Below are 17,552 nucleotides of genomic sequence, written 5' to 3' on the forward strand. Positions count from 1 at the left end.
AAGCTTTTCACTTACGAACGTGTCGCACGGTTGTCGTTGCCGTAACCTTCCAGCAGGTTGATAACGCCCCAGATACCGAGACCGGCACCGAGCGCGATAACGAGGGTCTGAAGAACGGTGATTGCCTGTTCAAAAAATGCCATATAGTTTGTTAGCCGGAATCTGATTAAAAAATAGGTTTGTCATGTTTCATAGGCATACAAAAGCCGGAACAATCTGCCGCCCGGTTTCCGGGGGGCATGATTCCGGCTGTCCTCCTTTTTCATTATTTTTTCTTGCGATTGTCCGCTTTGTACGCCAATGGCCCATAGAGGGCAGGTGCGGCGAATAGATAAGATCACTCCCTTCTAAAGCGGAACGAAATTAAGCGCCCTTTGTGTCTACTTCATATACATCGCAGACCTCATTGGGCTTGAGTTTCAGCCTTGCGGACAAGAATGCTTCAATATCAAAAGCGTTCTTGTCATCCGCGTCGGCAGTGTACTTGAAATTGGGGTGCTTGGTGATGTCGTACTTATCCGAAAGGAAAGGACGCACACCGCGCAGCTGGAGGATACACTTGCCTCCATCCATAACAGCAAGCTCATCCTGGCTCATCAGCTCTTTCCCCAATTTTTGATAGTTGAGTGAATGGGAGGTTTCCCGTCCACGGCTCTCTCCGGTATTGTAGGTGTCGATGGTTTCCTTGCCCAGCACGGCAGCCAGCTCTTTGAGGGTAGTCGGCTCTTTACCGCCCAGGAAGATGGATGTATCCATGTTACCGATGATGGTATCTGCGTTATCCTTATAGATCGCCTTGAGCTGACTCTGTGCCTGCAACACCAGACAGGCAGAGATTTCACGGCTTCGGATGGTGGCCACCAGCTTTTCCAGTTTCGGAATCTGCCCGATGTTAGCACACTCATCAATCAAACAGCGCACATGAACCGGAAGCCTGCCGCCATACACATCATCGGCCTTTTCACAAAGCAGGTTGAATAACTGGGTGTAGCACATGGAAATGAGAAAGTTAAAACTGTCATCCGTATCACTCATAATGAGGAACAGGGCCGTTTTTCTGTCTCCCAGCGTATCCAGTTCCAACTCATCGTAGGATGTAACCTCGCGTAGCTCCGCAATATCAAATACGGCCAGACGCGCACCGCAGGAAATCAAAATCGACTTAGCGGTTTTGCCGGCTGCCAGCTTATATTTCTTATACTGCCGCACTGCGAAGTGGTTTGGCTTTTCCGATTCCAGTGCATCAAACATCAGGTCTACCGGGTTTTTGAACTCCTCGTCATCCTCCCGAACCTCCATGGCGTTGATGAACTCGATGAGGGTAGAGAAATTCTGCTCCTCTACCGGAGCCTCATAGTGGATATACCCAATCAGCGCGCAATACAGCAAGGTCTCTGCTTATAGTGATAGGTAATCCTTTGAAGTTATCGCCGGATTTTCCCCCACTCCACACCGGACGTGCGACTTTCACCGCATCCGGCGTTCCATCGGTTGTTTTCACAAGCATTTAATCAATCACCAAATGAAATGTTAGTTTTCTATTGCGGACAAACCAGCCTGCTGGCGCAGACTGTTCACTTTTAACATCAGTTCCTTTGTTGCCTTGAGCGTGTCGGCTATCTCTTTTAGCTCATTCTTAGGACACTCTTGCAGGAGTGGAAGAAATCTATTATGGAACAAAATCATATTTCGATAGCGTTCCTTGCCGCCCAATTCTGCCGGTGTTTTCAGCCAGCATACTATGTCAGCCGCATTTTCAAAGAGTTCCCCACTTAGCGCACATTTTCCACGTTGAGCCGAGAATAGTGAAATCCTGCTGTCAGTGAGTTCTGTGCTTCGCCCCATAGACGGTTGATTCCTCAAACCTGATAGAACAGATGAGTTCATACTTAGGTTCGTGTGTATCAATGCCCGTCCCTCTACCGTGTAACTGCAAACCGCCGCTTTCTTTGCCATCGGTATCTTGTTCTTGATGTATGCGATAGGGTAGATAGGTTGATCGATTCCAGATACATACCGTATCATTGCCGACTTTCCAAACCGTTCTTTTTCGCTCTCGGTCATTGCGCCGCCCTCTCGAACAAGTCTGCACCCGGTTTCTGTATTGAGCCGATTTGTTAAAACTGTCATGACCTGTCTGTGGATTTTCCTGCAATCAATGCTGATGCAGGTGGCAAGTTGAAAATAATTCTGTATTCCCAGAACCATTGAATTGTACAGCCGTATTTCGTCCAAAGGTCTTTTTCCCTCTGAAGGTCGGGCAATTCGTTTCGCCTGTTCCACCAGTTTTTGCCTTTCCAGTTCCAACTTTTTGTCACAGATATGAGATTGCACGATGTACTTCCTGCTTTTCGGTCTGACTCGTATCTTAAACCCAAGAAACTCTGAATAGCGTTTTCTAACATTGACTATCCTTGTTTTCTCTGGCGATACCTCCAACCTCAGCCTCTCGGTTATCCATGCCGTTACAGCCTCTTTCGTTCTCAAAGCGTCCTCTTTATTCCGGCAGAAAATTCTGAAATCATCTGCATATCTCACGATATACATTTCTTTCAACCCTGTTTTCCTCATTTTGAGGAATGCCTTGCTCCGGTCAAAAGTAATCGAGTTTCTGATTTTCCTCTCATACCCGTATTCCTTTACAAGAGGGTGGTTCTGCCATTGGCTCTCAACCCATTTGTCCAGTTCATTCAGCACGATATTGGCAAGCAACGGTGAAATGATACCGCCTTGCGGAGTGCCTTTGTCTGGAATGAGTGTAGTGCCGTCTGGCATTCTAATCGGTGCTTTCAGAATCCGCTTGATAATAAAAATCAACTGCTTGTCGTGTATTCCCATTGCCCATATTTGCCGCATTAGCTTGCTGTGATTTACGTTGTCGAAAAATCCTTTTATATCAAACTCAATCACATAATGCAGGTTCATGCGTTGAAGCATGGTGTAAGTTTTCTGCACGGCGTGTTCCACGGAACGGTTCGGGCGAAAGCCGTAACTGTTGTCGCTGAATTTCGCTTCGCAGATTGGCTCTATGACCTGTTTGATACATTGCTGTACCAGCCTGTCCCAGATACAGGGAATACCTAACGGTCTGGTTTTTCCGTTTGGTTTCGGAATGTCTTTGCGTCTTACCGGCTTTGGGCGGTATCCGTGCTGACTTCCTGTGACAATAAACCTCACTTTCTCTGCAACTGTTTCGGGCGGTAAACACCCGATGTCACTGATGTTTTTGTTGTCTGTTCCTGCTGTGTAGCTTCCTCCGTTTGCTTTGATGTTCCGATATGCCAGAAGAATGTTGTCCCGGCTCAGAATTAAATCCATAAGGTCGGTAAAATTTTCTCCCTCCAAACTTCGATGATAGAGTTCATCAAAAACTGGCTGCATACCGTAATACTCGGCATGACGTAAGTCATCTACACATAGAGTTTTGTTTTTCTTTGGCATAAGGCATCACCTCCTTTTTGCGAAAGTGACCCTTTTGGTCTTACTCGAATCCTTATGTTGGATTGAATAATGCCTGCTTATCTCAACCGACTTGTGACCATTCCTCCGTAGCTCACATAACGCAAGCACATCATAGGTTCGACCACTACTTTTCAGCAGCAGTTCGTCTGCTTATTGTTTTTCGTCAGACTATTCCTTGCGGAATCTGCTGCCTTTCCTCGTTCCGATAGTTCTATCTGTTCATACATACCCGTAGGTTCCTGCTATAGACCTGTCGGCTTGCCTGTGCCTGTAACACAGCATGGTCGTTCGTAGGATCAATTTCTACTAAACCACACCGACTGCGCATTAACGCACCCACACATTTCTGCGTGGTCTTCTTTTAGACCTGTACATTCGCAGGTTCGTCAGTCCGCCCGCCAAAGCGAACATTCTAACCATAGGTATCTTATAGACTCTCGGCTTATAGGTAACACAGTCTGCCTCCAGACCGCTTTCGACCACTTTAGGCAGTGGTTACGGTTACTCTCAGCCTTTGTCATGGGGCTTCGTACACCAGCCATTACAGCTAATGCACGCCCATCAAGGGTAGGCGTTTCAGGGCGTTACCCCGTCATTCCACCTATCAAACTACCAGTTCTCCGAACAACGGAAAACCGTTGCTCGTGCGCAGACTTTTTACCGTCTGCGAACGAGTCGCACTGACCCAAAAATCGTCCCCGGCCTTGCCTTCGCCTTTGGTATTGGCGATCAGCGTTGTGACCAGCTTCAAGATGTCCTTTTCGCTATGGATATAGGCGAAAGGGTTATAGTGCATTGATTTTCGGAAGTTGATGGTATTTAGAACCTTGATGCGGTACGGCTCATAAATGACCTTGCCGTGCTTATCCTTCATGGGCTTTCCGTCCTTTCCCAGTTTGGGTGCGCCCCTTTGGAGCATTTTCCCGCACTCCACCAAAATGGTTCCCTTCGGGTCTGTGACCACATAAGAACTGTGCATCTGCATCAGATTTGGTTTGAGCCAGAAACGGGTCTTACCGGAACCGGAGCCGCCGATCACCAGCACATTTTTGTTTCTGGCGGTCTTTGGGTCCTTGGGGCGGCTGTTCATGGTCAGGCTTTCGGTTTTTGTGAGAATGACATTGTTCTGGAACACCGGGTCGATGTAGGGAGCAATATCCTCACTGGTTCCCCAACGGGCAGAACCATACTCCATGCCATGACGGTACTTCTTGGCGTTTTTACTTTTGAGATACACCGCCAGACGCAGGCCAGCACCGCAGCACAGCCCCACCAGCAGATCCAACGGGTGCAGGCTGGGCCAGAAACTTTGCAGCGCCCCAGGCAGGACAGCAAACAGGGAAAGGAATTTCTCTGAAGCATTTGCCCCCTGTGCCAGCCGCCATGCCTCCCCGAAGTTGGTAGCAAACAGCCCCATCAGGAGATAGGGCAGGTTCAGCAAAACGAGCTTTTTGATGTCAAGCTGCTTTTTCATCGTTCCAGCTCCTTTCGCTTGGTGCGGTCCACCACGGCATTTTTGACCATCTCTTTGAACTGACTGAGTTTTGCCAGCACAGACGGGCGTTCCGTTTTCTCGGCCTTCTTGACCTTTTTGCTGGTGTACTCGGTAAATGCAGCGGTCAGCGCATCGGCGTCACGGCCTTTGAAAAAGATCAGGTACTTGGGCGGGGAGCTACTGCGGTCTTTCTTCACCGCATAGTCCACACCATATTTCCGGGCGATCTTCTCAAATTCCTTGATGGAAGGGTCTGTGATCTCGATATTGGAGATCCCCTGATTCTGACCAATGAGCTGCTTGACGGTCTGTTTGCCGTGAGGTGTCACAGGAGCGTCACGGCTTCTCTGCTTTTGCAGCTTCTTTTCCTTGCAGTGGGCCATGTACTTGCTGATGGCGGCTTTGAGCAGCCTGCCGGTGAACTTTGTTCCACTGACAACCAGCGTTAAAGTCCTGTTTTCCACTTCTTCCTGCATTTTCATCGCCTCCTTTCCACAAAATGTGCAGGGGTGGTGCATTTCTTTCTAAGGCGGGACCACCAGCCGCCGAAGAAAATATTTCTTCATCGCTCCATCCCGCGGCTCTTTTTCTTTACCGGCTTCTTATCCGGCAGATTCCACACTTCCCGAAACTCTGCCACACCTTTGGGATCAAATGCCTTCAACTTCTCCAGATCAAAGGCAACAGCAGAATATTTCCCATAACCGGACTGCACCTGATAGGGAAGCACCTTCCCCAATTTGTTCTCTTTGATGAATCGCAGCAAGTCCTTGCTGATGTCACCGGAAATAAACGCCTCTCCGGGGTCCAGGGAATACCCCGGAAGGTTCACCGTCATATCTGCAAACGGTTCTGCTCCATCTTCTGTATGGGTAATCATACCGATATAAAGCCGCTGATTATTCGCATACATCCCAAGTTGCAGCGATATGGTTTCTTCCCCATATTCCCACTTAAAGGGTACTTTCTTTTCCTCATTCATATCGGATTCCTCCTATCGTATCTGTTCTTTGTGGTCATAAAACAAATCTCCATTTCTGACCTTTGCATGGCTGAGAATCTTGATCTGCCCCTTTGCCTGACTGTCCAGAGCTTTTTCATAGCCTATCTCTGACAAAAACAGGCGGGTGCGTTCTCCTTTCCAGCCCACCGGGGAATCATGCGTCAGCACATCAAAAATAATCATGTGCCGGGTGTTCTCCGCAAACCGCTGGAGATCCATGTAGTCATGGCCGTGATAGTTCTGCGCCCCGGCTTTCTGGCGCATTTCCTCCATCAGCTGACCGATTGTTTTGCCTTCCTGCATAAAACCCACTTCCTTTCCGTTCTTATGAGACCAGCAAGATCATCTCCCGCAGCTGGGCAAAGTAGAGCTTCCCCTGGGGCGTGACCAGCGTGTAGGAACCGGTATGACCGTGATTGCAGTAGTCTTTGACGCAAAACAGCCCTGTATTTTTCACATTGGCATAAGGCAGCACATTGCCGGATGCTGTGCGGTACACAAACCGCCGTTCTATCAGAAACCGGACAAACCGGCGCTCCGGGACATCCAACTCTTTGGCGGTAGTCCTGAGATTGGTGCTGTGCTTTAAGTCGATGAACAGGTCATAGAAAGCGGCTTTGCCCTCCAGCTGTGCATTTTCCTTACGCAGAGAAATATTCGCTTCACGCTCAGCCAACAAGTCTGAGCAGAGCTTCATCAGAGCTTCCGGGGAAGTGGCAACCTCCCACAGCTTCTCTTTTGTGAGATAGGCCCCGTGCTTACGAATGGTAGGCAGGACCTCATCGAACACCCACCGTTCAAATCGTTCTGCCGATGGCAATTTGCTGTGAACGATTAGGCGGTACAAATCGCCTTCTGGGATAAAAGTCATACTGATTTTGCGGTCGAGGCTTTGTGGGTGAGGTGCGTCGCGTTTCACGACATACCTACAATGGCGGATAATTGCATCGCGGGGATTACTGTACCCCAGCGCAGCAGCCACATCCGTTCCGCTGAACAAGTATTTGCCGTTTTCCTCAATGACACGGATACTGCCAAACTCCGGGTTTTTGAAAATTTCCATCTGGTTCATGTCGTGCCTCCTTTGGCATGATAAAAGGCGGCCTTTACCAGCCGCCTGCGTGCATATCGTGATTGACCAGTGAAGTGTAGTGGTTATTCATGGTGGTAGGCGCATTGAACAGCACCGCAAGCAGGTACTGCTTCATGTTGCGTACCTGGGTGGTATTCTTTTGCAGACAGTCCATGACAAACTCGATGTGGGAGCTGTCCAGTTTCAAAAAACGGGAACGCACGATCTCGTGAGGGAAGTCTGCCCCAGAGATCCGGGTGGTCTTTCGTTTGGCACAGACCGTTTCGACCAACAGCTCTACGATCTCATTCAGGTCATCCAGGTAGAGAGGATAACGCTGCTTCATGCAGTCATACTCGATATTCTCCAAAATCAACTCCCGATAATTTTCTATCTCTGTGACAGACATCGCATCCCTTCCTTTCCGTTCCGGCGGTCTTTCCGCCGCTGTTTCCCGGAAGGGAATGGAATCGGTACTTGATCCATAAGTAATTGATTTTTCTGTATTTGATTTCTCTATATTTAATTCTGCGGGCTTTTCCGTATCCGGTTTTACCATATCCGGGTTTTCCGTATCTGGTGAAGCCGTATCCGGCTGGGACATATCTGGCTGGGGCTGTTCATAGATGACATACTCGGTATCTGTGATCCGCCCACTTTTATCGCGTCTCTGATGGCGCACGATATATCCGGCTCCTTCCAGTTCACGCAGGGCAGCACCGATGGCATCCACGCCCTCCTTACAGATCTTTGCAAGGCCACGGGTGGTGTAGTTCCAGTCCTCTGGCAAAGACAGCATCATGGAAAGCAGCCCCTTGGCTTTTAACGACAGGTTTGCATTTCGTAAATGATGATTGCTCATCACGGTATAATCACGGGTCCGTTCAATGCGAAAAACGGCCATCGACCTCACTCCTTCCGAATTTTGGGTACAAAAAAACCGCAATCCTCATTTCAAAGAATTGCGGTGTTCAGCGCTTTTCAAATTTTCTTGCATAGAACCAAAACAGCGGCTTTTGGGGACGCACCTCTGTAAATGGCTCCTCCTGGGCGAAAGGAAGTGTTTGCATCACGCGGTCAATATCTGTTGAATCCATGTCATGCTGAGATCTGCAATCTTCCCGGATTGCTTCTTGAATTTCCTTTACCGTACACATAGTCATTCCTTTCCTTTCGTTGTATGGGTTTATGAGCGGCGGCGTTTTCCCGGTTTGAAATCGAGGATATGTCCCTCAATCACACGAGCGTAACGCTTGATCTTGATCTCCCGGCGCTGCTGGCTTTGCAGGGCGGTCTGATACCCGTCCTCAGTCAAAAACAACCGCATTTCATCTCCGGGGCTTCCGTAAGCAGTGCTGGGACGCAGGACGGAAAACTCAATCATCCAGCGCGTGTTATCCCAAAACCTCTCTACGGCGAGAATGTTGTGTCCTTTCAGCTCACGGGCTGAAATATCCCTCATAGGCGGCTCCTTTCATCGTTCCTGGTCTCTCTGACGCTTTTTCTGCCATGCCTCCAGCAGCTTGATGATGGTTTCCTGCATCCGCTGGGGCGTGTAGCTTTTGGGGAAATACTTCCGCAAAGTGTCAGAGGTAAATGTCACTCGGTCCAGATCACTTTTCTTTTCCTCACCCATGATGACACGCATCATATCGAGGGTCAGATGCCCCTCTTGGCTGTATTTCTTGAGCCGCTGGGCTTGGGAAAGAGAAGGGGTAGCCTGTTCACTGTCCATCGCGTCCAGCAGGTCTACCTGTTCCTCCTTTTTGAGAAAGGACAACTCATAGGCAGGGTTCAGGGCAATCTTCTTTTCATCCACCATATCCATCAATTCAGGAATCAGCTCTGTCAGACGGATAAATCTCTTAATCTGTGATTTGCTATCTGGACTGTTCTCCGCGATTTTTTCTGCCGCAGTCAACTTCGGCCCAACTTGGGCCGAAGTTAAATCCGTCCTGGCTCCTTGGTGCTTAATGGCATCCAGCTTCATTTTATAAGCAAATGCTCTTTCACTGGGGAGCAGGCTTTCTCGTTGTAAATTGCTGTCAACCATAATGATTGTAGCGGCATCATCATCCAAATCCCGAACAATGACCGGCATGGTCTCCTTTTCTGCCAGTTCACTGGCTCTGTGCCGCCTGTGTCCGGCTACCAGCTCATAACCGCCCTCCGGGTCCGGTCGGGCAATGGCCGGAACCAGAACGCCATACTGCTTGATACTGTCAGCGGTCTCCATCATGGCTTCGTCATCCTTGACTTTGAATGGGTGGTTCTTGAACGGATGCAGTTCAGACAACGGAATTTCCTGAATCTTTTCCAGCTTTGCATCCTGGCGGCCTTCTTCGGTGGAGAACAGATCATCTACCGATGCCAGCTCTATTTTTTTCGCGCTGCTTTTCAAGTTTCAACACCTCCTTCGTCAGATTTTTGTAGCCCTCTGCCACCTTGCCGCCGGGATCATGGGCAAAAATGCTTTTTCCCTCGGCGCTGATTTCCTTTGCCCGGACAGAATGGGGAATCTCTGTGCCGAATACTTTGATCTTGCTGCCATAGGTCTCTCGCAAAAGTGCGGAAATCTCTTTGGCAAAGTTGGTTCGGCTGTCAACCATCGTCAGCAGGATACCGTCTATCTGGAGCTTGGGGTTGATCTGCCGCTTTACCTTGTTTACCGTGGAGAGCAGCTGTTCCAGCCCTTTGGCGGGCAGATACTCCGCCTGAACGGGAATTATGATCCTGTTTGCAGCGGCCAGCGCATTGACTGTGAGCATCCCCAGGGAGGGCTGGCAGTCGATGAGGATATGGGAGTATTGCCCCTTCAGCGTGTCCAGATATTGCCGCAAGATAGTCTCACGGCTCATGGCATTTACCAGGGATACTTCCATACCGGATAACTGGATGTCCGCAGGCATCAGGTCTACACCCTCTGGGTGGTGCAGGATACCCTCGCCGGGACGAAGCGGCTCATCCATCAGGATACGCCCCATAGCGTCCGACAGCGTAAAGGGCAACTTGTCCGGTTGTGGATTGCCCAGGCTGATCGTCAGGCTTCCTTGCGGGTCTCCGTCGATCAGCAGGACTTTCTTTCCGGCCTGCGCCAAACCGATTCCAAGATTGGCACAGGTGGTGGTTTTGCCAACGCCGCCCTTCTGGTTGGCAATGGCAATGATTTGCGTGTTCATTGACTTCACCTCATTTCTAATTGTTTCTGTTGCTTCTGGAAATAGAAAAAGCCGCCACTCCAAAATAAAAGGTGAAGTGACGGCTCTTTCTATCGCCGGAATACGAGTTCCTGAAATGAAAAAAGCACCCAGTCATTTTATACTGAGTGCTGAATCAAATTCATATTCAATTATTCAAATTAGGTCAAACTATGCCAAACTGCCACAGCCCAAAACGAGGGGAAGGCAGGCTGAAAAGCACCTCCAAAAACACCCCCAAAATCGGCTCTCGGTTAACCACTTTGGGCACCACTTGACCCTCTTTTTGCCCTCTTTTTGGCCGGTTAACCACTTGCGGACCACTAAAAATTGGGTGAAAACGGCTCTAGTTTTTCCAAATTTGGTCAAACTATATCAGCCCGTTTAGATACAGTAAAACCCCGGAAAACCTTGATTTTCCGGGGTTTTTGAACCATTTTGATACGGTCTGAACAGCAGATTATCTCTTGCTGAACTGAGGTGCACGACGTGCAGCCTTGAGACCGTACTTCTTTCTTTCTTTCATACGCGGATCTCTTGTTAAGAAACCAGCTTTCTTTAATACCGGACGGTACTCGATGTCTGCGTGAAGCAGAGCTCTGGAGATGCCGTGACGGATAGCGCCTGCCTGTCCGGAAACTCCGCCGCCGTGAACGTTAACGATAACGTCGAACTTATCAGCTGTCTCTGTTGCTGCTAACGGCTGACGAACGATGAGCTTTAATGTCTCAAGACCAAGATACTCATCGATATCTCTCTTATTGATTGTGATCTTACCTGTTCCCGGTACAAGATATACTCTTGCGATAGATTTTTTTCTTCTGCCTGTTCCGTAATATTTTGTGCTAGCCATTATGAATTTCCTCCTTTCAGACCTCTAATTAAAATTTGATTTCTAAAACTTCCGGCTTCTGTGCTGCCTGCTCGTGATCCGGGCCAGCGTAAACGTGAAGTTTTGTGATCATGCTTCTTCCTAAAGGTCCCTTCGGGAGCATTCCCTTAACTGCTAACTCGATAACCTTCTCCGGCTTCTTCTCGAGCATTTCTCTTAAAGTTGTCTCTTTCATTCCGCCTACATAGTCGGAGTGGCTGTAGTAGATCTTCTGGTCTAACTTCTTACCTGTAACTTTGATCTTGGAAGCGTTTGTTACGATCACGTAATCACCGCAGTCGATGTGCGGAGTGTAGATCGGTTTGTTCTTTCCTCTTAAGATCTTTGCTACTTCTGATGTCAGACGACCTAATGTATATCCTGTAGCGTCAACTACGTACCATTTTCTCTCAATTGTTGCTGGACTAGCCATAAAGCTCTTCATGGGTTGACCTCCTGTTTGTACTAAATCAATCAATGTTCCTTTATCGTAAAATACTGTTTCCGGGGCTTTGGCTACAGCATTTTCAACCGATGTCACAGTTATACATTATATTATACATGGCCGGGTGTGTCAACCGTTTTTCTTCAAAATTTCGATTAAATTTTTCCGAAAAACCTATATTTTATCGTGGTTTTGGCATGGTCCTCTTTATCGTTCCCCGATATACGATCTCAGCCACAACTGCTGCCGAAAACTCCGTGATCCAGAACGCATTCCAGACTGCTCCGCCGCCAAACAAATGACATAAAATAAAAGCGGATGGAAGGATGATCACAATGTAGCGGAGCAATGAGATCACCAGAGATTGGACGCCCATGCCGATTCCCTCGAGGGCGCCTGATGCTGTGACAGACACCGTGGAGACGATAAATCCGGTGCTGATGATCTGGAGAGCAGTGCCGCCCGCTATGATAGTCTCCGCATTGTCTGTGAAGGCTCCGATCAGCGTGCTGGCGATTGTAAGACAGAGATAAGTGTGACTAAGGAGCACGTAATCTTATCTTTATATAAACATTCATATAAAAAAGAATGTGCCTTGGCACATTCTCGCGCCTCGCGCGGTCGCTTGCGACAGTCTACATCTTCGCGCGAGTGCGCATCTTTGGCACGTCAGTGCCTTTTTATGTAACAGGGAATTCCTTGGAATTTCCTGTTACATAAAAAAACCACACAACCACCCATAAAGCTTTTGGGTGATTGTGTGGCGAAAAAAGTTCTTCTCTAAAAATCCACACGAGTTTTAACGTCTGGTAGAATAACATAGATTTTGGATCCTGTCAACTCGCGGAGGTCCCGACTATCTCACTCGCGAGGGCCCGAACATCTCACTTCCGCATCTGTCCGGCAAAATCTGCCATGTCCAATGCTGACAGCTGATCACGCATCTGCGATGCTGCGATTCCTTCTGTTTCACAGCGATTTCGTATCTTGTTTCTTTTTCTCCAGATAGTCATTCAACTCCGCGTTCTTCACATTCGTGATAAACATATGACCCGGAGCGTGGGTGATGACGATCGGCGGCTTCGCCCGCTCAACGGCGGCCTGTGGAGTCACGCCGCAGGCCCAGAATACCGGTATCTCGCCCTCGCGGATCTCCACTGGATCTCCATAGTCCGGATGGTCGATATCCTTGATGCCAATCTTTTCCGGATCGCCCATATGGACAGGACCACCGTGGACATTCGGGAATTTTTCTGTGATCTCTGCTGCCTTCTTTGCGTCCTCCGGCGTCATCGGACGCATGCTGCATACAAGTGGGCCTTCAAACACACCGGCTTTCTCGCACTCGATATTCGTCTTGTACATCGGCACGTTTCTTCCCATCGAGATATGACGCACGTCGATTCCTGCCTGTAAGAGCGCCTCCTCGAAGGAGAAGCTGCAGCCGATAAGAAAACCAACGAAATCATCCTGCCAGTATTCGGAAGCATCTGTCACTTCATCGACCTTCACGCCGTTTTTATAGATAAAGTACCGCGGAATATCGGTAACGATATTCGCTCCCTCGCCCATATCATGGACCAGCGGGGAGCCGTCCATGATCTCGAGGATCGGGCATGGCTTCGGATTCCTCTCCGCGAATTTTTTAAAGTCCTCCGCATATTTTTTTGGCAGGATCACAAGGTTTGCCTGTGCGTATCCCCCGCACATTCCGGCCGTCGGTTCTGTGATCTCGCCGTCACGGATCTTTTTCCAGATCTCTTCCGGTTTTGCCGTTCTGTAATCTCCCATTTTTCACTACCCCTTTCTCCTATGCCGTTCATTTCGTTTCCGGCATCTTAAGATTCCTGTTCCCCACGGCCCATTCTGCTGAAACGCTTCGTCGATCAGTTCTTTTCCCGATCTGCATCTCCATGTTTCTTCTTACCGGAATCTTACAACCTCTTTTTCAAGCTCCACAAGAAACTCTTTTCCATTTACCGAGATCTTATAGGTTCCCGCCTTTACCCATGCGGTCTTGTTCGCCTCAGATGCCGCCGCGATCGCCACCGCCTGCTCATCATCCGCCGGTTCCACCGGGGTATTCAGTCTCTTCGCAAGCGCGCTGAACTCTTCTTTTTCCTTACAGTAGAGCTCCTGCGCCTCATCCACCGTGACTTTCTCAAAATGGATCTTCATTCCCGGCATGCACTGGGCAAGCACCGGAAGATCCACAGAGATCACATTGGCGATCTTCGTGTAGCCGCCCGTTGTCTGGTGATCTGCCATCATGACAATGGGATTTCCGTGGGATGGAACCTGTACAGCGCCAAAGCTAATTCCGTCGGTGATGATGTCGCCGCCGTTTTTATGCTCGATCACATCGCCTTCCATGCGGCAGCCCATGCGGTCATACTCGTTGGAGATCGTGTAGGTGCTGTTTAAGAAGGTGTTGATTCCCTTATCTGTAAAACAGTCGTCCTGCGGCCCCATAACGACTCTGAGAGTCCATTCCTTTGCTCCGTAGGACGGGAGTTCATATACACGCCCGGACATATTCGGAAGCCAGGAGGCGGGAGCGCGAAAACCTATCTCATCGCCGGTTCCTAATTTTCTTCCCTCAAAGCCCCCGACCTTTGATTTAAGGTTCGTGGATCTGCTTCCCATGACTACCGGAATATCGAGCCCGCCCGCAAAGGCGATATATGCGCGGCTTCCGCCAAACATTCCCATAAAGCTTAAGGTCTGTCCGGCTTTTACTAAAACTGCGCGGTATCTCTCCACCGGCTTTCCGTCGATCTTTGCCCCGAGGTCGCCGCCTGTCACCGCGATGATCTCATCTTCTGTAAATTTCATGGTCGGTCCCATCATCGTGATCTCGATGACTGCCTCGTTCGCATCATTTCCGACAAGAATATTGGCGAGTGACGCTGCCCTGGTATCCATGACGCCGGACACGGACATCCCAGTCTCCTGATATCCGTAACGTCCCATATCCTGAATCGTTGTCAGGAATCCGCCGTTTATGATCTGAATGCCCATCACTCCGCCTCCTTATCATATACTACATACTGATATGTATTGTTCTCCACCTGTTTTTCGATGGCTTTGTACTCTTCTTCCGTCACCGGGCGGAATTTAATGTACTGTCCGGACTCCAGGAGCACCGGTTTTTCCCGCTCGGAATCATAGAGCTTTAACGGAGTTCTTCCGATGAGCTGCCAGCCGCCCGGGGATGCCACCGGATAAATTCCAGTCTGCTCTCCGGCAATTCCCACGGAGCCGCCCTCGATCTTTACGCGCGGACTCTTTAAACGCGGAGTCGCAATGCGCTTGTCCATGCCGCCAAGATATGGGAAGCCAGCAATGAAGCCTAACATATAGATCAGATATTCTTCAGAGGAATGGATCTTTACGACTTCTTCCTCCGTAAGACCGTTATGCTCTGCCACATTCGCAAGATCCGGTCCCATCTCCCCACCGTAAAGCACCGGGATCTCGATCACGGTTGGCGGCGGGATCTGGATGCTGCCCATGGAGGACAGAACCTGCTCAAATTTTTCTGTCAGTGCTGAGAACCGGATCACTTCCGGCTTGTATACAACAAGAAGGGAACGGTAGGTCGGCACCGTCTCTACGATTCCTTCGATCTGTTCTTTCTCTAACGCGATCTTGAACGCGCGGATCTTCCGGTTGATCTCCGGACTGATCTCATTTCCAAATTCCACGGTGACTGCACAGTCGCCGGAAACCAGATATCTTACATTTCCCACAGCGAGTCTCCTCTCTATACATTTGCGGCTGTTTGACATTTGTAAGATGTCAAACAGCTGCACTCTTTTCCCTATAAACTTAAATTTTTGATCTCGACGCCTTCCGCGATCAGTGTCTCACGGATATTCTTTACGAACTCCAATGCCTTTGGGTTATCTCCGTGAACGCAGATAGAGTCTGCCTTGATCGCGATATCGTTTCCGTTGATGGACTCGACTTTTCCTTCTTTTACCATACGGATCACACGTTTGATCGCGAGGTCTTTGTCCTTGATCACTGCACCCGGAAGCTTTCTTGATACGAGAGTTCCGTCATCGTTGTAAGCGCGGTCAGCGAAGACCTCACTTGCAGCGCGGAGACCGACTTTTTCTGCTGCCGTGATCATCTTGGAACCTGCAAGGCCCATGAAGATGATGTCCTTATCCACCTCATAAACTGCCTCACACATCGCGATGGCTAACTTCTCGTCAACAGCTGCCATATTGTAAAGAGCGCCGTGCGGTTTTACATGCTGGATCTTTACTCCGTGGGCGGTACAGAACGCCATGAGAGCGCCGAGCTGGTAGCGGACATACGCTTTCGCCTCGTCCGGCGTCACTGCCATATTGCGGCGGCCGAAGCCCACAAGATCCGGGAATCCCGGGTGTGCGCCGACGGCTGTTCCGAACTCTTTCGCCAGAGCAACTGTCTTTTCCATCACCATCGCGTCGCCTGCGTGCCAGCCACATGCCACGTTTGCGGAGGAGACGTATTTTAAGATCTCCTCGTCCATTCCGATCGTATAATTTCCAAAGCTTTCTCCAAGGTCACTGTTTAAATCTACACGGTACATAATATTTCCTCCTTGCTTTCGTTGCCGGTATTTTTCAATCTTTCTACCTACTATTTTAAACGACTTGCATCACAATCTCAATACCTAATTAGCCTTAGCCGAACATCTTTAAGATTCCCGGAAGAGCTTTGATTCCGGAGAATCCTGTGAGCAGTACCACGCACACGCCTAAAACGATGAGGATCGTCGGATGCTTGTAATCCTCGCCGACGATCTTCTTGTTTCTGCTCGCGAGAAGGATCGTTAAGAGGGTCAGCGGAAGGATCAGTCCGTTCAACGCGCCTGCAAGTACAAGGAGCGCTGCCGGCTTTCCGAGGATCGCCATGATCAGTGTGGAGGCTGTGATAAATCCGATCACGAACCACTTTTCGTTCTTCATGATAAACGGATGAAGAGTCTTTAAAAATGAAACCGATGTATAAGCCGCGCCGATGACGGATGTTGTAGCGGCGAAGAAAAGGACAAGACCAAAGATCTTATATCCGATCACGCCCGCTCCGAGACGGAACGCGTCTGCTGCTGGGTTTGAAGCGTCAAGTGTCACATCTGGATTTGCTGTCACGACACCGAGAACCGCAAGGAACAGCAGGATCCTCATGATTCCAGAAACGCTGACACCCATTAAAACAGACTGGCGTACATGCGGAAGATCTTTCTTTCCGGAATATCCGGCGTCAAGAAGACGGTGCGCACCGGAGAATGTGATATATCCGCCGCAGCTTCCTCCAAGAAGCGTGATGAGCGGAAGGACAAGAGCCCCCACATCGCCCGGATGGAAAATACTGCTCACAGCGTCCCCTACCGGAGGTTTGGATTTGATTGCCACATAGAGAACAACGATGATCATGATGCTTCCAAGATATTTTGTCAGCTTATCCATGCTGGTCTTCGCGTCCTTGGAGAGGAAGATCAGGATTCCGATGATTCCCGCGATAAAGGTTCCAACCGTCGTCGGAATTCCGAACAATACGTTAAGTCCCAGGGCGCCGCCTCCGACATTTCCGATGTTGAATGCCAGACCGCCAAGCGCAACCATGAATGCGATAAAATACCCGAGTCCCGGAAGGACTTTATTTGCAATATCCTGTCCGCGCATGCCGGACACACCGATCACCGACCAGATATTTAACTGTGTCGTCACATCCAACAGGATCGTACAGACGATCACAAGCGCGAAAACGCTTTTATACTGAGCCGTAAATGTGGAAGTCTGTGTCAGGAATCCCGGTCCGATCGCGGATGTCGCCATCAGGAACGCAGCTCCCATCAAGGTCGTCATGTTGCTGTGTTTTTTCTTTTCCCCCATAAATGAGTACCCCTTTCGTATCTTTTCTACAACTGATGCCTTGATTTTATCTGACTTTTTAGCGATATTCAACTGTATTTTTCAGTTTCGAAAAATCTTTTTGAAATTTTCAAAAA

At 49.3% G+C, this 17,552-nt stretch carries 18 protein-coding genes and 3 pseudogenes; all 21 read right to left on the minus strand.

What is annotated here, in order from left to right:
• Positions 1 to 29: 29 nt before the first annotated feature.
• Positions 30 to 143 (minus strand): annotated as a pseudogene (locus tag DW826_RS00005) (Maff2 family protein); the annotation flags it as partial.
• A 220-nt stretch (positions 144 to 363) separates the two neighbouring features.
• Positions 364 to 1,441, minus strand: a pseudogene (locus DW826_RS00010) (TraM recognition domain-containing protein); the annotation flags it as partial.
• An 89-nt stretch (positions 1,442 to 1,530) separates the two neighbouring features.
• Complete coding sequence (gene ltrA / locus DW826_RS00015) at positions 1,531 to 3,441, minus strand: group II intron reverse transcriptase/maturase (RefSeq protein WP_009005801.1); 1,911 nt, start codon at positions 3,439 to 3,441, stop codon at positions 1,531 to 1,533.
• Between the two features lie 697 nt (positions 3,442 to 4,138).
• A pseudogene (locus DW826_RS00025) lies at positions 4,139 to 4,936 on the minus strand (type IV secretory system conjugative DNA transfer family protein); the annotation flags it as partial.
• Positions 4,933 to 5,433: a PcfB family protein gene (locus tag DW826_RS00030; RefSeq protein WP_002570687.1), complete on the minus strand. Its 501-nt coding sequence runs from the start codon at positions 5,431 to 5,433 to the stop codon at positions 4,933 to 4,935. The gene DW826_RS00030 and the pseudogene DW826_RS00025, both read right to left, overlap by 4 nt.
• 86 nt (positions 5,434 to 5,519) lie before the next feature.
• On the minus strand, positions 5,520 to 5,939 hold the full coding sequence (locus DW826_RS00035; protein ID WP_097785444.1) for a DUF4313 domain-containing protein: 420 nt from the start codon (positions 5,937 to 5,939) through the stop codon (positions 5,520 to 5,522).
• Between the two features lie 12 nt (positions 5,940 to 5,951).
• A complete protein-coding gene (locus DW826_RS00040; RefSeq protein ID WP_007045765.1) occupies positions 5,952 to 6,263 on the minus strand; it encodes a DUF5720 family protein in 312 nt (103 codons plus the stop codon).
• A gap of 22 nt (positions 6,264 to 6,285) precedes the next feature.
• Positions 6,286 to 7,032 carry a phage antirepressor KilAC domain-containing protein gene (locus DW826_RS00045; protein ID WP_097785443.1) on the minus strand — a complete coding sequence of 249 codons (747 nt, stop codon included), beginning with the start codon at positions 7,030 to 7,032 and terminating at the stop codon, positions 6,286 to 6,288.
• A gap of 34 nt (positions 7,033 to 7,066) precedes the next feature.
• The gene (locus DW826_RS00050; protein WP_007045763.1) at positions 7,067 to 7,936 is read right to left on the minus strand and encodes a DUF6017 domain-containing protein; all 870 of its coding nucleotides are present in this window, start codon (positions 7,934 to 7,936) and stop codon (positions 7,067 to 7,069) included.
• Positions 7,937 to 8,003: 67 nt separating this feature from the next.
• Positions 8,004 to 8,189 (minus strand): hypothetical protein, encoded by a 186-nt coding sequence (locus DW826_RS00055; RefSeq protein ID WP_040917401.1) that lies wholly within the window; start codon positions 8,187 to 8,189, stop codon positions 8,004 to 8,006.
• A gap of 29 nt (positions 8,190 to 8,218) precedes the next feature.
• Positions 8,219 to 8,494 carry a DUF5720 family protein gene (locus DW826_RS00060; RefSeq protein ID WP_007045761.1) on the minus strand — a complete coding sequence of 92 codons (276 nt, stop codon included), beginning with the start codon at positions 8,492 to 8,494 and terminating at the stop codon, positions 8,219 to 8,221.
• 12 nt (positions 8,495 to 8,506) lie between these two features.
• Positions 8,507 to 9,433, minus strand: coding sequence for a ParB/RepB/Spo0J family partition protein (locus tag DW826_RS00065; protein WP_062807364.1), 927 nt, complete (start codon positions 9,431 to 9,433; stop codon positions 8,507 to 8,509).
• Entirely contained in the window at positions 9,390 to 10,211 is an 822-nt protein-coding gene (locus DW826_RS00070) for a ParA family protein (RefSeq protein WP_024738648.1), read from the minus strand. Before DW826_RS00070 ends, DW826_RS00065 begins: the two co-directional genes overlap by 44 nt.
• Before the next feature lie 478 nt (positions 10,212 to 10,689).
• Positions 10,690 to 11,082, minus strand: coding sequence for a 30S ribosomal protein S9 (rpsI, locus tag DW826_RS00080; RefSeq protein ID WP_015553391.1), 393 nt, complete (start codon positions 11,080 to 11,082; stop codon positions 10,690 to 10,692).
• Positions 11,083 to 11,110: 28 nt separating this feature from the next.
• Complete coding sequence (gene rplM / locus DW826_RS00085) at positions 11,111 to 11,545, minus strand: 50S ribosomal protein L13 (protein WP_015553390.1); 435 nt, start codon at positions 11,543 to 11,545, stop codon at positions 11,111 to 11,113.
• Between the two features lie 181 nt (positions 11,546 to 11,726).
• Positions 11,727 to 12,095, minus strand: a complete 369-nt coding sequence (locus DW826_RS00090; protein ID WP_181967940.1) for a hypothetical protein — start codon at positions 12,093 to 12,095, stop codon at positions 11,727 to 11,729.
• Between the two features lie 419 nt (positions 12,096 to 12,514).
• On the minus strand, positions 12,515 to 13,336 hold the full coding sequence (locus tag DW826_RS00095) for a putative hydro-lyase (RefSeq protein WP_117551696.1): 822 nt from the start codon (positions 13,334 to 13,336) through the stop codon (positions 12,515 to 12,517).
• A 132-nt stretch (positions 13,337 to 13,468) separates the two neighbouring features.
• Positions 13,469 to 14,566 carry a biotin-dependent carboxyltransferase family protein gene (locus tag DW826_RS00100; protein ID WP_117551697.1) on the minus strand — a complete coding sequence of 366 codons (1,098 nt, stop codon included), beginning with the start codon at positions 14,564 to 14,566 and terminating at the stop codon, positions 13,469 to 13,471.
• The gene (gene pxpB, locus DW826_RS00105; RefSeq protein ID WP_117551698.1) at positions 14,566 to 15,297 is read right to left on the minus strand and encodes a 5-oxoprolinase subunit PxpB; all 732 of its coding nucleotides are present in this window, start codon (positions 15,295 to 15,297) and stop codon (positions 14,566 to 14,568) included. Before pxpB ends, DW826_RS00100 begins: the two co-directional genes overlap by 1 nt.
• Before the next feature lie 71 nt (positions 15,298 to 15,368).
• Entirely contained in the window at positions 15,369 to 16,130 is a 762-nt protein-coding gene (locus DW826_RS00110) for a 5-oxoprolinase subunit PxpA (protein WP_015553386.1), read from the minus strand.
• A 94-nt stretch (positions 16,131 to 16,224) separates the two neighbouring features.
• Complete coding sequence (locus DW826_RS00115) at positions 16,225 to 17,436, minus strand: NRAMP family divalent metal transporter (protein WP_117471720.1); 1,212 nt, start codon at positions 17,434 to 17,436, stop codon at positions 16,225 to 16,227.
• Between the last annotated feature and the right edge of the window lie 116 nt (positions 17,437 to 17,552).

The organism is Clostridium sp. AM34-11AC, from assembly GCF_003435375.1.
GTDB classification, from domain to species: domain Bacteria; phylum Bacillota; class Clostridia; order Lachnospirales; family Lachnospiraceae; genus Pilosibacter; species Pilosibacter fragilis.

Bases quoted from the DNA above. Each gene is read 5' to 3' on its own strand.
- ltrA (WP_009005801.1), bottom strand. From the start codon at position 3,441: ATGCCAAAGAAAAACAAAACTCTATGTGTAGATGACTTACGTCATGCC.
- DW826_RS00115 (WP_117471720.1), bottom strand. From the start codon at position 17,436: ATGGGGGAAAAGAAAAAACACAGCAACATGACGACCTTGATGGGAGCT.
- DW826_RS00110 (WP_015553386.1), bottom strand. From the start codon at position 16,130: ATGTACCGTGTAGATTTAAACAGTGACCTTGGAGAAAGCTTTGGAAAT.
- DW826_RS00070 (WP_024738648.1), bottom strand. From the start codon at position 10,211: ATGAACACGCAAATCATTGCCATTGCCAACCAGAAGGGCGGCGTTGGC.
- DW826_RS00030 (WP_002570687.1), bottom strand. From the start codon at position 5,433: ATGCAGGAAGAAGTGGAAAACAGGACTTTAACGCTGGTTGTCAGTGGA.
- DW826_RS00050 (WP_007045763.1), bottom strand. From the start codon at position 7,936: ATGGCCGTTTTTCGCATTGAACGGACCCGTGATTATACCGTGATGAGC.
- DW826_RS00100 (WP_117551697.1), bottom strand. From the start codon at position 14,566: ATGGGCATTCAGATCATAAACGGCGGATTCCTGACAACGATTCAGGAT.
- DW826_RS00095 (WP_117551696.1), bottom strand. From the start codon at position 13,336: ATGGGAGATTACAGAACGGCAAAACCGGAAGAGATCTGGAAAAAGATC.
- rpsI (WP_015553391.1), bottom strand. From the start codon at position 11,082: ATGGCTAGCACAAAATATTACGGAACAGGCAGAAGAAAAAAATCTATC.
- DW826_RS00045 (WP_097785443.1), bottom strand. From the start codon at position 7,032: ATGAACCAGATGGAAATTTTCAAAAACCCGGAGTTTGGCAGTATCCGT.
- DW826_RS00040 (WP_007045765.1), bottom strand. From the start codon at position 6,263: ATGCAGGAAGGCAAAACAATCGGTCAGCTGATGGAGGAAATGCGCCAG.
- DW826_RS00055 (WP_040917401.1), bottom strand. From the start codon at position 8,189: ATGTGTACGGTAAAGGAAATTCAAGAAGCAATCCGGGAAGATTGCAGA.
- DW826_RS00035 (WP_097785444.1), bottom strand. From the start codon at position 5,939: ATGAATGAGGAAAAGAAAGTACCCTTTAAGTGGGAATATGGGGAAGAA.
- DW826_RS00060 (WP_007045761.1), bottom strand. From the start codon at position 8,494: ATGAGGGATATTTCAGCCCGTGAGCTGAAAGGACACAACATTCTCGCC.
- rplM (WP_015553390.1), bottom strand. From the start codon at position 11,545: ATGAAGAGCTTTATGGCTAGTCCAGCAACAATTGAGAGAAAATGGTAC.